General features: G+C 75.9%; 3 protein-coding genes. All 3 read left to right on the forward strand.

Annotation, left to right across the window (positions count from 1 at the left end):
* Positions 1–73: 73 nt before the first annotated feature.
* From AB0P35_RS26750 to AB0P35_RS26760, 3 genes are read left to right on the forward strand one after another with little or no spacing between them, the layout of a single operon-like run.
* Positions 74–328 carry an MbtH family NRPS accessory protein gene (locus AB0P35_RS26750; protein ID WP_363515331.1) on the forward strand — a complete coding sequence of 85 codons (255 nt, stop codon included), beginning with the start codon at positions 74–76 and terminating at the stop codon, positions 326–328.
* Positions 325–6,786 carry an amino acid adenylation domain-containing protein gene (locus tag AB0P35_RS26755; protein ID WP_363515334.1) on the forward strand — a complete coding sequence of 2,154 codons (6,462 nt, stop codon included), beginning with the start codon at positions 325–327 and terminating at the stop codon, positions 6,784–6,786. The genes AB0P35_RS26750 and AB0P35_RS26755 overlap by 4 nt, the downstream gene beginning before the upstream one ends.
* Complete coding sequence (locus AB0P35_RS26760; RefSeq protein ID WP_363515337.1) at positions 6,783–14,105, forward strand: amino acid adenylation domain-containing protein; 7,323 nt, start codon at positions 6,783–6,785, stop codon at positions 14,103–14,105. Before AB0P35_RS26755 ends, AB0P35_RS26760 begins: the two co-directional genes overlap by 4 nt.
* Positions 14,106–14,108: the final 3 nt, after the last annotated feature.

Consider the following 14,108-nt stretch of genomic DNA (forward strand, 5'->3'; position numbering starts at 1 on the left):
CCCGCGCCCTCGGGCGGTGGCCGGCCCGGCCCCCGTCCGCACCGACCCTTCGACGACACCAAGGAGACGCACCATGAGCAGCGACGACACCGCCCTCGACATCCGCCATCTGGTCGTGGTCAACCACGAGGAGCAGTACTCCGTCTGGCGGGCCGACCGCGACCTGCCGGCCGGCTGGCGCGCGGAGGGCTTCGCCGGGAGCCGCCAGGAGTGCCTGGCGCACATCGGCGAGGTGTGGACCGACATGCGCCCGCTGAGCCTGCGCCTGCGCGACGAGGAGCCGGCCGCCGCCCCGGCCGCCACCCTGGAAGCCGGAGCGGCGCGGTGACCACAGCCCCGGCCGACCGCGGCGGGCCGCCGGACAGCGGCGCCGGCACCCCGCTCTCCTACGCCCAGCAGCGGGTGTGGTTCCTCGACCAGCTCACCCCGGGCACCGTCGACTACGTGCTGCCGTACGCACTGCGGCTGGCCGGGGTGCTCGACCTGCCGGCGCTGCGCCGGGCGCTGGCCGACCTGTTCGCCGTGCACGCGGCCCTGCGCACCCGCTATCCCGTCCTCGACGACGGGCAGCCCGTCCAGGTGGTGGACGACCGGGCGGAACTCCGGCTGGACGTCCTCGACCTGCGGGAGCTGCCGGAGACCGAGCGCGAGCCGCGCGCCGAGCGGGAGATCGACGCGATCTTCGCCCGCCCCTTCGACCTCGCGGCCGACCTGCCGGTGCGGGCCGCGCTGCTCAGGCTCCGTGACGACGAGCAGATCCTCGTCATGACGATCCACCACATCTCCTGGGACCGCTGGTCCGAAGAGCGGTTCTTCGGCGCCCTCGACTCCGTCTACGGCGCCCACCGGGAGGGCCGGCCGGCAGAGCTGCCCGCACCGCGGACGACCTACGCCGACTACGCGGCAGGTCAGCGGGCCCGGGTCGAGTCCGGCGAACTGGACGGGCAGCTGGCTTACTGGCGCGCGGCCCTGGCCGACCTGACGCCCACCGAGTTCCCGGCGGACCGGCCGCGTCCGGCGCGCCGGGACGCTGGCGGCGCCGCCGTGCGGATCGCGGTGCCGGAGGAGACCGGGCACCGCCTGATGGCCACCGCCCGCGCCTGCCGGGCGACCCCGTACGCGGTGCTGCTGGCGGCGCTCTCCGTGGTCCTCGCCCGGTACACCGGGCAGGACGACGTCTCGGTGGCGACCGCCGTCGCCGGGCGCCGCGACCCGGAACTGGAGGAGCTGGTCGGCTTCTTCGTGAACACCGCGGTGATCCGGACCAGGCCAGGCCCCCGGCAGACCTTCCGCGAGCTGGTGGGCGCCGTACGCAACTCCGCCTTCGAGGCGATCGCCAACGAGGACCTCCCGTTCGACCTGCTGGTGGAACGGCTGCGGCCGGAGCGCGACCTCGCGCGGAACCCGCTGGCCCAGGTGCAGTTCCTCTACGAGGGCGTCTCCTCCGCCGAGACGCGGCTGGGCGACCTGGCGATGTCGACCGTGCGCCGCCCTCTCACCTCGGTCAAGTTCGACCTCACCGTCAAGGTCCAGCGGCAGCAGGACGGCGGATTCGAAGCCGTCTTCGAGTACGCCACCGCGCTGTACGACCACGCCACCGTCGAGCGGCTCGCCCACCGCTACCTGGCCGCGCTCGACCGGCTCACCGGCGACCGGGAACTGCCGCTCGACCGCTTCGAACTGCTCACCGCGGACGAGCGCACCGCGGCGCTGGCCGCCGGACGCGGCCCGAAGACGGACCACGGCCCGGCCCTGCTGCCGGCCCTGGTGTCCGCGGCCGCCGCCACCCACCCCGCCGCCACCGCCGTCATCGGGACGGACGGCCGCGAGCTGACCTACGCCGAACTGGAGGCCCGCGCCAACCGGCTGGCCCGTCACCTGATCGCCCTCGGCGTCGCCCCGGGCGAGCCGGTCGCGGTCCTCCTGGACCGGGACGGCGCCCACGGCGCCGACCTGGTCGCCGCCCTGCTCGCGGTGTGGCGGGCGGGCGGCGTCTACCTCCCGCTCGACCCGGCGCAGCCGGCCGCCCGCACCGCGGCGGTGCTCGCCGACTCCGCCGCCCGCATCGTGCTGACCCGCTCCGACCTGCTCCCGGCCCTGCCCGCCGACCCGGACCGCACGCCCGTCAGCCTCGACCGGGCCGCCCTCCCGGACCTGCCCGCGACCGCGCCGGAGACCGCCCCGGCCGGCGACGACGTCGCCTACCTCATCTACACCTCGGGCTCCACCGGCAGACCCAAGGGAGTCCTGGTCACCCACGCCGGCATCCGCAACCGGGTGCTGTGGACGGTGCGCCGGCACGGCATCGGCCCCGCCGACCGGGTGCTGCAGAAGACCACGGCGACCTTCGACGCCTCGGTGTGGGAACTGGTGGCCCCGCTGGTCGCCGGCGGCACGGTGGTGCTGGCCCCCGCCGCCGCGCAGGCCGACCCGGCGGGACTGCTCCGCACCGCCGCCGCCCACCGGGTGACGATCCTCCAGTTCGTGCCCTCGGTGCTCCGCGACATCGCCGAGCAGCCGAACCTCGCCGACTGCGACGCCCTGCGGCTGGTGCTCTCCGCGGGCGAGCCGCTGCCCGCCGAGCTCGCCCGCCAGGTGGAGAAGCGCACCGGGGCCGAGGTGTTCAACACCTACGGGCCGACCGAGTGCGCCATTGACGCCACCGCCCACCGTTACCGCGCCGCCGAGGACACCGGCCCCGTGGTGCCGATCGGGCGGCCGCTGGACAACGCCGAGGCCCACGTCCTCGACGGCGACGGCAGGCCGGCACCCGACGGCGCGCCGGGGGAGCTCCACCTGGGCGGAGCCGGTCTGGCCCGCGGCTACCTGGGCCGGCCCGACCTCACCGCCGACCGCTTCGTGCCCGACCCCTTCGCCGCCTCCCCGGGCGGGCGCCTGTACCGGACGGGAGACCTGGTCCGGCGGCGCGCCGACGGCACGCTGGAGTTCCTCGGCCGCCTCGACCACCAGGTCAAGATCCGCGGCGTCCGGGTGGAGCCCGGCGAGGTCGAGGCCGCGCTCGCCGACTGCCCCGGCGTCGCCGCCGCGGCCGTCGTCGCCTGGCCCGACCCCGAGAGCGGCGCCCGACTGGTCGGATACGTCGTCCCGACCGAGCCCTCCGCGACCGACCCGGCCCTGCTGCGCGACCGGCTCGCGCAGCGGCTGCCGAAGCAGTACGTGCCCTCGCTGATCGGCCTGGTCGACTCGCTGCCGCGGACCAGCACCGGCAAGCTCGACCGCAGGGCGCTGCCCGATCCGCTCGCGCTCGCCCTGGCCCAGCAGGGGCACACCGAGACCGCCCCGGCCACACCCGCCGAGGCGACGGTCGCCGCACTCTGGGCCGAGCTGCTGGGGCTGCCCGCCATCGGCGTCCACGACGACTTCTTCGCGCTGGGCGGCCACTCGCTGATGGCCACTCGGGCCGCGACCAGGACGCGCGAGGCGCTCGGGGTCGAGCTGCCGCTCGCGTGGATCTTCGAATCGCCCACCGTGGCGGCGCTCTGCGCCCGGCTCGGCGAGGCGGCGCCCGCCGCACCGGCGGAGCCGCTCCGCCCGGCCGGCCGCCCGGGGCCGCTGCCGCTCTCCGCGGCGCAGGAACGGCTCTGGCTGCACGACCAGCTGCACCCCGGCTCCGCCGACTACCTCGTCCCGATCGCCTGGCGGCTGACCGGCCGGCTCGACCCGGACGCCCTCACCGGAGCCCTGCGCGCCCTGACCGCCCGCCACGAGATCCTGCGCACCCGCTACCTGGACACCCCGGACGGCCCGCGGCAGCTCGCCGACCCCGCCGGCGACCCGGCACCCGAACTGCTCGACCTCACCGGCCTGCCGGCCGACCGGCGTGAGGAGGCCGCCCGGGCCGCACTCGCCGAGCGCGCACGGCGCGGTTTCGACCTCACCGCCGAGCACCCGCTCCGGGCCACCCTGGCACGGCTGGCCGACGGCGACCACGTCCTGCTGCTGACCCTGCACCACATCGCCTGCGACGGGCAGTCGCTGGGCCTGATCGGCACCGAGCTGGACCGGGCGTACACCGCGCTCACGGGCGGCGGAACGGCGGACAGCGTCGCGCCCGCGCTGCAGTACGCCGACTGGGCGCAGTGGCACCGCGACCGCGTCGACCGCGGCCTCGGCGCGGAACAGGCCCGCCGCTGGGCGCAGACCCTGGCCGGCGTGCCGGCCCTGGAACTGCCCACCGACCGGCCCCGTCCGGCGGTCCGCGACGGCGCGGGCGCCGACCACGTCTTCGCGCTCCCCGCCGGGACATCGGAGGCGCTGGCCGCCTACGGCAGGAGCCGCGGCGCCACCCCCTTCATGTCGCTGCTCGCGGGCTACCTCGCCTTCCTGCACCGCTACACCGGCCAGGACGACTTCGCCGTCGGCACCCCCGTGGCGGGACGCGACGCCGAGCAGACCCACACGATGCTCGGCAGCTTCGTCAACACCCTGGCCATGCGGGCCGACCTCTCCGCCGCACCCACCTTCGCCGAGCTGCTCGACCGGGTACGGGCCGGCGCGCTGAGCGCCTTCGCCGACCAGGACTGTCCGTTCGACCGGGTCGTGGCCGAGCTCCGTCCGGAGCGGGACCCGTCGCGGACGCCCGTCTTCCAGACCATGTTCCAGACCTTCGAGGGCGCGGAACCCTCGCTCGCGCTCGGCCCGCTGGGGGTCCGCCCGTTCCGGGTCGCCGACGCGCCCGCGCTCACCGACCTCTCCCTGGTGCTGCGCGCCCGGCAGGGCGGCGGCTGGCAGGGCGAGTTCGAGTACGCGACCGCACTGTTCGACGCCGCCACCGTCGAGCGGATGGCCGACCACCTGGTCCGCCTGCTGGACGCCCTGGCCGCCGCGCCCGACCGCCCGATCACCGAGCACCCGCTGCTCACCGCGGAGGAGGCCGTCGGGCAGGGCGACTTCGGACGCGGCCGGACGGACCGGCGTCCCATGCACGAGGTGGTCGCCGCGCAGACCAGGGCCACGCCGGACGCCCCGGCCGTGATCTCGCCCGATGCGGAACTGACCTACGCCCGGCTCGACGCCGAGGCCGAGCGGCTGGCCGCCCGGCTGCGCGCCCTCGGGATCCGTCCCGGCGCCGTGGTCGCCAGCGCGATGCCCCGCGACCACCGACTGGTGGTGGCCTGGCTCGGCATCCTCAAGGCGGGCGGCTGCTACCTGCCGGTGGACCCCGCCGACCCGGCCGAACGGCTCGCTGGCCTGCTCGCCGAGAGCCGGGCGAGCGCGGTGGTCACCGTGGCGGCCACCCGGTCCGCGCTGCCCGCCGCGGGGATCCCCGTCCTGCACTTCGACGAGCCCGGGCCGCCCGCCGACACGCGTCCGGTGGGCGAGCCCGTCTCGCCGCGCGACCTGGCCTACCTGATCTACACCTCCGGATCGACCGGACGGCCCAAGGGCGTCATGGTCGAGCACCGCTCGTACGTCGAGCACTGCCACGTGATGGCCCAGGCATACCGGCTCGGGCCCGGCGAACGGTTCGCGCTGATGGCGGCCGTCAGCTTCGACGCCTCGATGGACCAGATCGCGGCCCCGCTCACCGCCGGCGGCGCGGTGGTCGTGCTCGACCCGCGCGCGGTCTCGCCCGACGAACTGCTCGACCAGATCGAGCGGCTCCGGGTCACCGTCCTCGACGTGACCCCGGTCTACTACCGCGAACTGCTGGAACGGCTGCGGCCCGGCGACCGGCGGCTGGAGGGCCTGGCGCTGATGAGCGTCGGCGGCGACGTGGTGACCGCGCTCGACGCCCGGCGCTGGGCACGCACCGGGCTGCCCGGGGCGTTCGCCTGCACCTACGGCCCCACCGAGGCGACCGTCGCCTGCACCATGCACACGGCGGGCGCGGACTCAGACGGGCGCCAGGACGCCGCCGCGCTGCCCATCGGCCGGCCGCTGGTCGGCACCGTGGCCAGGGTCCTCGACGGTCGGCAGCAGCCGGTGCCGCCCGGCGTCGTCGGCGAGCTGATGATCGGCGGCAGCCGGGTCGCCCGCGGCTACCTGGGCCGCCCCGACCTCACCGCCGACCGCTTCGTGCCCGACCCCTTCGCCACCGAGCCGGGGGCCCGGCTCTACCGGACCGGCGACCTGGTGCGGGCCCGGGCGGACGGAGTGATCGAGTTCGTCGGCCGCGCCGACCGCCAGGTCAAGATCCGCGGCTACCGGATCGAGCCCGGCGAGATCGAGGCCGTGCTCGCCGCCCACCCGGACGTGGCGGGCGCCGCCGTCGAGCCCTGCGAACTGCGGGCCGGCGACCGGGCACTGGCCGCCTACGTGGTCCTGCGCGACCGGGGTTCGGACGACCGGGGTGCGCTCGACCGGGTGCGCGAGGACCTGCGGGCCGCGCTGCCCGCCCACCTCGTCCCGGCCGTCTTCGTTCCGCTGGCGGCCCTGCCCGTCACCCGCAACGGCAAGCTCGACCGCAAGGCCCTGCCGGCACCGGACCTGGACCGGATCCAGGCGGACCGGCCGCACACGCCCCCGCGCGACGCGCTGGAGGAGCGCCTGTGCGAGCTGTGGCAGCAGGTCCTGGGAGTCGACCGGATCGGCGTCGAGGACGACTTCTTCCTCGACCTCGGCGGGCACTCGCTGCTCGTCACCCGGCTGCGGCTGCTCGTCGAGGACGCCTTCGGGATCACGCTGACGCTGCGTCAGTTCTTTGAGCACACCACCGCCGCGGCCCATGCCCGGCTGGTCCGCGAAGCCGTCGAAGCGGCGGTCGAAGCGCTGTCGGACGAGGAGCTCGAGACGCTCCTCGCGCAGGAGGAGGGGCTGTTGTGACCGATCAGATCCTGAGCGACCAGGGCGCCGCGCCCCCGCGTCGCGACCGCGAGGCACTGCGCCGGGCGCTGCTCGCCCGGCGCCTGGCCGGCCAGGCCGGCACCGGAGCGGGCGCCGAACGGCCCGACGCCGAACGGCCCGCCGCCGAGCGGGTGCCGCTGCTCCCGCGCGAGGCGGCACTGCCGCTCTCCCCGGCCCAGCAGCGCATCTGGCTCACCGAACAGCTCGGCACCGGCGGCGCCGCCTACCTGGTGCCCGTCGCGCTGCGGCTGCGCGGAGAACTCGACCACGCCGCCCTGGAGCGGGCGCTGACCGAGATCACCGCCCGTCACGAGGTGCTGCGCACCCGCTACCTGCCCGGTGACGGGAGCGGCGTCCAGGCCGTCGACCCGCCGCGCCCGCTCGTGCCCGCCCGGGCCGACCTCGGCGACTGCACGGACGCAGAGCGCGACGGCCGGCTCGCGGCGCTGCTGGCGCAGGAGGGGGAGCGCGGCTTCGACCTGGCAGCGGAACACCCCGTCCGCGCCCTGCTGGTGACCCTCGGCGAGCGCGAGCACCTGCTGCTGCTGACGATCCACCACATCGCTTTCGACGGCTGGTCCGCGGAGCTGCTCACCGGCGAACTGACCCGGTTGTACGGCGCGTTCAGCGAGCACCGCGACTCGCCGCTGCCGCCGATCCGGGCCCAGTACGCCGATGTGGCCGCCTGGCAGACCGCGCAGCTCGACACCCCCGACGGCCGGGCCCAACTGGACCACTGGAAGCAGAAGCTGGCGGGCCTCGCACCGCTGCAACTGCCCACCGACCGCCCGCACCCGCCGCAGTGGGACTCCTCCGGCGCGGCCGTCGACCTCGACCTGCCCGCCGACCTCGGCCGCCGGCTCGTCGACCTGGGCCGCCGGCACGGTGCGACGCCGTTCATGACCGTCCTGGCCGGCGTACAGGCCCTGCTGTCCCGCTACAGCGGCCGGCCCGACGTGGCCGTCGGCACCCCGGTGGCCGGGCGCACCGTGCCCGAGTCGCAGCCGCTGATCGGCCTGTTCGCCAACACCCTGGTGCTGCGCGCCGACACCTCGGACGACCCCTCCTTCGCCCGACTCGTCGAGCGCGCCCGCGAGGACGCGCTCGCCGCCTACGCCAACGCCGACACCCCGTTCGACCTGCTGGTCAAGGAACTCCGACCGGACCGCGACCTGTCCCGGAACCCGCTCTTCCAGGTCAGCCTCACGGTCGAGGCCGCGACCGCGCCGACGCCGGCCGAGGGCACGCTCGGCTTCGCGCCGAAACACATCGGCTGGGCCCCGGCCAAGTTCGACCTGGCGTTCGCCCTCCAGCAGCACACCGACGGCTCGTTCGGCGGCCAACTCGGCTACGCCACCGCCCTCTTCGACCGCACCACCGCCGAGCGGACGGCCGGCCACCTCGTCCAGCTGCTGCGGGCCGCCTGCGACGCGCCCGACGAACCGATCAGCGGGCTGGACCTGCGCACCCCGCCGGAGCGCGAGGCCCGCCCCGTCGCGCCCACCCCGGACGGTGCCGCGCCGACCCCGATCCACGAGCTGATCGGCCGCCAGGCCGGGCTGCGCCCCGACGCGGAGGCGCTCACCTCCGGCGAGGAACGCACCAGTTACCGCGACCTGGAGGCCGACGCCAACCGGCTCGCCCACGCGCTGCGCGCCCGCGGCGCCGGCCCGGGCAGCCTGATCGGCGTCCACCTGCGGCGCGGCACCGCCCTCGTCACCGCACTGCTCGGCGTCCTCAAGGCGGGCGCCGCCTACCTGCCGCTCGACCCGGACGCCCCGCACGACCGGCTGGCGTTCATGGCCGAGGACGCGGGCGTGCGCATCCTGCTCACCGACCGCGACGCCGGACCGCTCGACACCGGCCTCGGCGACCTCGCGGTGCTGTCCCTGGACGACCCGACGACCGCCGCCGACCTCGCCGCCCGGCCGACCGACGCACCGATCACCGGCGTGGGCGCCGACGACCTCGCCTACGTCATCTACACCTCCGGCTCGACCGGCCGCCCCAAGGGCGTCATGGTCACCCACCGCAACGTGGCCCGGCTGTTCACCACCACCCGGCAGGACTTCCGCTTCGGCCCCGAGGACGTGTGGACGTTCTTCCACTCCTACGCCTTCGACTTCTCGGTCTGGGAGATCTGGGGCGCACTGGTCCACGGCGGCCGGCTGGTCGTCGTCCCCTTCGACGTCTCCCGCTCCCCGCAGGACCTGCTGGACCTGCTCGCCCGCGAGCGGGTCACCGTGCTCAACCAGACGCCCTCGGCCTTCACCGGGCTGGTCTCCGCCGTCGGCGCCGACCATGCGGCCGCCGAGCGCCTCGCGCTGCGCACCGTGGTGTTCGGCGGCGAGGCCCTGGACCCGGGCACGCTGGCCCCCTGGTTCGAACGGTTCGGCGACCGGCTCCCGCTCCTGGTCAACATGTACGGGATCACCGAGACCACCGTGCACGTGACCCACCGTCCGATGACGGCGGACGACCTCGCCGCCGGTGCCCGCAGCCCGATCGGCGGGCCCATCCCCGACCTGCGGTTCCACCTGCTCGACTCGGCGATGAACCCCGTCCCGGTGGGCGTGCCCGGCGAGATCCACGTCGGCGGCCCCGGCGTGGCCCGCGGCTACCTGAACCGTCCCGGGCTCACCGCCGAGCGTTTCGTCCCCGACCCCTTCGGCGGCGAACCCGGAGCCCGGCTCTACCGCGCGGGGGACCGGGCACGGCTGCGCCCCGACGGTGAGATCGAGTTCCTCGGCCGGATCGACGGCCAGGTCAAGATCCGCGGCTTCCGGATCGAACTCGGCGAGATCGAGGCCGCACTCGCCGCCGACCCGCAGGTCGAGGCCGCCGTCGTGGCCGTCCACGAGACGGCGACCGGAGACCGGCAGCTCGTCGGCTACCTCGTCCCCGCCGGCGGAGCCGAACCCGACCTCGCCCGGCTGCGGACCTCGCTCGGCCGCCGCCTGCCCTCGTACATGGTCCCGGCCGCGTTCGTCCGCCTCGACGCGCTGCCGCTCACCGTCAACGGCAAGGTGGACCGGCGTGCCCTGCCCGACCCGGCCGCCGACCGGCTGCTCGCGGGCCGGGAGTACGTCCTGCCGCGCACCCTCGTCGAGAGCGAACTCGCCGAGGTCTGGGGCGAGGTGCTGGACCTCGGCCACGTCGGCGTGATCGACAACTTCTTCGACCTCGGCGGCGACTCCATCCGGGCCGTCCGCGTCGTCGGGCGACTGCGCGAGCGCGGCTACGACGTGACGGTGCAGGACCTGTTCCGCCGCCAGACCGTCGCCGAGCTCGCCGCACCGCTGCGCGCCGCGGAACCCGCCGCCGGCCCCGCCCGCGTCGAACCCTTCGCCCTGCTGCGCCCCGAGGACCGGGCCGCGCTCCCCGACGGCCTGGCCGACGCCTACCCGCTCTCCGAGGTGCAGAGCGGCATGGTCTACGAGATGCTCGCCGACGCCGAACGGCTGCTCTACCACAACGTGACCGGCTACCTCGTCCGCGACGACGCCCCCTTCGACCCGGACGCGCTGCGCACCGCCGTCGACACCGTCACCGCCCGCCACGAGCTGCTGCGCACCTCGTTCGAGCTCGCCCTGTCCGAGCCGCTCCAACTGGTGCACGCCGCCGCCGAGGTGGAGATCCGCCACCTGGACCTGCGCCCGCTGACCGCGCAGCAGCGGGAACAGGCCCTGCGCGAGGCGATCCGCGCCGAGCGGGCCGAGCCCTTCGACCTGGCCGACCGCGGCCCGCTCTGGCGGCTGACCGCAGTGCTGGAGGAGGACCGCCGCTGGCGGCTGCTGTTCACCGAGTGCCACGCCATCCTGGACGGCTGGAGCCACAACTCGCTGCTCACCGAACTGCTGCAGCGCTACCGGGACGCGCGCGAGGGCGGCCCGCAGACCGACAGCGCCCCGCCGGCCGTGCGCTTCGCCGACGCCGTCGCCCTGGAGCGGGCCGCGCTGGCCGATCCGGAGCACGCCGCCTTCTGGGCCGGCCGGGTGGCCCGCGGTGAGGTCCTCACGCTGCCCGAGACCTGGGCCGACCCGGCCGCCGACGCCGGCGGCTACGAGCTGCGCGTCGACTTCGCCGACCTGATCCCGGCCCTGCAGCAGCTCGGCCGCACCGCCGGTGCCCCGCTGAAGAGCGTGCTGCTGGCCGCCCACCTGACCGTGCTGTCCCGGCTGACCGACCAGGCCCCGTTCCTGTCCGGACTGGTCACCAACGGCCGCCCGGAGGTACGCGACGGCGACCGGCTGCTCGGCATGCACCTGAACACCGTGCCCCTGCTCGCCCCGCCGCCCGCCAGGACCTGGCGCGGCCTGGTCGAGGCCGTCTTCGCCGAGGAGGTGGCACTGCTGCCCCACCGCCGCTACCCGCTGGCGGCCGTGCGGCGCGGCGCGGCGACCTCCGTCCCGCCGCTGGAGGTGATGTTCAACTACCTGAACTTCCACGTGCTGGACGAGGACCTGCTGGACAGCGACGCCAGCATCGACGACAGCCCGAACGAGTTCCCGCTCGCCGTCAGTACCGAGTGGGGCCGCCTGGTGCTGACCTTCGACGGCCGCCGCGTGGCCCGCGACCGCGGCGAACTGCTCGCCGCGATGTACACCCGGGTGCTGGCCGCCATGGCAGCCGACCCGGAAGGAGACCCCGGACGGCTGCCGATGCCCGCCGCCGAACACGCCGCCGCCCTGGCCGCCGGCCCGGTCATGGCGGGCCGTCCCGTCGCGGCGCGCGCCCTGGGCGACCTGGTCGAGGAGTGGATCCGCCGGACACCGGAGGCCACCGCGCTGGCGTACGGCGAGCAGACCCTGAGCTACGCCGCCCTGGGGGAGCGGGCCGGCGAACTCGCCGGGCGGCTGTCCGCCGCCGGCGTGGGCCGCGGCGACCGGGTCGCCATCTGCCTGCCGCGCGGCATCGACGGCATCACCGCGATGCTGGCCGTCTCCCGGATCGGCGCCGCCTTCGTGCCGCTCGACCCGGCTCACCCGCAGGACCGCCTCGCCTACGTCCTGGACGACGCCGCCGTGGCCGCAGCCGTCACCACCGCCGAGACCGCCGCACGGCTCGGCATCCCCGCGGAGCGCACCGTCCTGCCGGGCGACCACGGGCACGCGCCCGCCCCGGCGGTCCGCCCGCACGAGGGCGACGCCGCCTACGTCATCTACACCTCCGGGTCCACCGGCCGCCCCAAGGGCGTCATGGTCGAACACCGGGGCCTGCACAACCTCGTGCACGCGCACGCCGAACTGCTCGGGGTCCGGCCCGGAGACCGCGTGCTGCAGTTCTGCGCCACGGTCTTCGACGTCTCCGTCCTGGAGATCCTGATGGCCCTCGGCAGCGGCGCCACCCTGGTGCTCGCACCCGCCGCCGAACTGCTGCCCGGCGAGCCGCTGGCCGAGCTGATCCGCCGGCAGCGGGTCGACCACCTGGTGACGGTGCCGTCCTCGCTCGCGCTGCTCTCGCCCGAGACCTGCGCCCCGCGCACCGTCAGCGTCATCGGTGAGGAGTGCTCGCAGGCGCTCGCCGCCCGCTGGGCCCCGCACACCCGGTTCTTCAACCTGTACGGCCCCACCGAGTACACCGTGGTCACCACCGGCGAGGAGATCGGCGCCGCACAGGCCCTCGCCGAGCGCCCCACCATCGGCCGGCCGCTGCCGGACACCCGGGCCCTGGTGCTCGGCGCCGACCTGCGGCCCGTGCCGGTCGGCGTGCCCGGCGAACTGTGCCTGGGCGGCGTCGGCATCGCCCGCGGCTACCTCGGCCGCCCCGACCTGACCGCCGACCGGTTCGTCCCCGACCCGTACGGCGACACCCCCGGCGCCCGGCTCTACCGCACCGGCGACCGGGCCCGGCTGCTCGCCGACGGACGGATCGACTACCTCGGCCGACTCGACTTCCAGGTCAAGATCCGCGGCTTCCGGATCGAGCTGGGCGAGATCGAGGCCGTCCTGCACCGGCACCCGGCCGTGCGGCACGCCGTGGCCGTGGTGCGCCACGACGGCGGCGAGCCGCGCGTGGTCGCCTACCTGGTGCCGGGCGAGCGGGCGCCGCAGGACGACGACCTGCTGGCCTTCCTCCGCGAACAGCTGCCCGAGTACATGATGCCGGCGCACTTCGTGACCCTCGACGACCTGCCCACCACCGGCTCGGGCAAGGTCGACCGCAAGGCGCTGCCCGCGCCCGACCGGCGGGCCACCGCGACCACCGCCACCGCCCCGCGCACCCCGCTGGAGCGGCGGATCGCCGAGGTCTTCGCCGAGGTGCTGGGCCTGGAGACGATCGGCGTGGACGACGACTTCTTCCGCGTCGGCGGCCACTCGCTGCTCGCGATGCGCGCGGTCGCACGGCTCCGCGCAGTGGCCGGCCTGGACATCGACATGCGCACCATGCAGCGCCACCGCACGGTCGCCGTGCTCGCCGCCGCGCTGGACACACCCGGCACCTCAGCCGACCCGGCAGGTCACCCCGACGACCTGGTGGCACTGCGTCAGGAAGGCGCCGACGCACCGGTCTTCGCGGTGCACCCCGGCGGCGGCAGCGTCCACTGGTTCCGCGGCCTGGCCGGGGCGCTGGCCGAGGGCCGGCCGGTCGCCGCCTTCGAACACCCAGGTCTCGGCGACGCCGCCCTGGCCGCCGCCGACGTCGACACCCTGGCCGGCCGCTACCTCGCCCAACTGCGTGAACACCAGCCCACCGGGCCGTACCGGGTGCTCGGCTGGTGCGCCGGAGCGCCCATCGCGTGGGAGATCGCCCGCCGCCTCGGCGAGCAGGGCGAGCGCACCCACCTGGTGCTCCTCGACCCGATCGCCGACACCCGCGACGGCGACCCCGCCCCCGACGACCTGGACCTCTTCGACCGCGCCACCGCCGTGCTCACCGAACTGCGCGCGGCACCCGCCGGCGAGCGCGCCGCCGAACTCCGGCGCCTGGCCGTGCCGCTGCTCCAGCACATCGTCGACGACGGCGGCCTGGTGATCACCGAGGACAGCGTCGACGACGGCTACCTGGAGCGGGTGGAGATCTGGCGGGCCCTGCGCGCCGCCACCGTCGGCCACCGCTACCGGCCCGCCCCGCTCGACCTCGACCTCGTCGCCGGCGACGAGCTGGCCGAGGCGGCCCACCAGGCCGTCGGCGGCCTCGGCTACCCCGAGTACCTGCGCCGCTGGGAGCGGCTGGCCGGCGCCGGCCTGCGGGTCCACCGCATCCCCGGCAGCCACCTGGGCGTGCTGCAACCCCCCTACCTCGGCCGCCTGGCGGCGGCGCTCGACGACATCTGGCACAGCGAGAAGGAGAACTGAGCG

Source organism: Kitasatospora sp. NPDC085879, from assembly GCF_040686255.1.
Taxonomy (GTDB): domain Bacteria; phylum Actinomycetota; class Actinomycetes; order Streptomycetales; family Streptomycetaceae; genus Kitasatospora.

Coding starts and splice junctions, on each gene's coding strand:
- AB0P35_RS26750 (WP_363515331.1), top strand. CDS start 74: ATGAGCAGCGACGACACCGCCCTCGACATCCGCCATCTGGTCGTGGTC.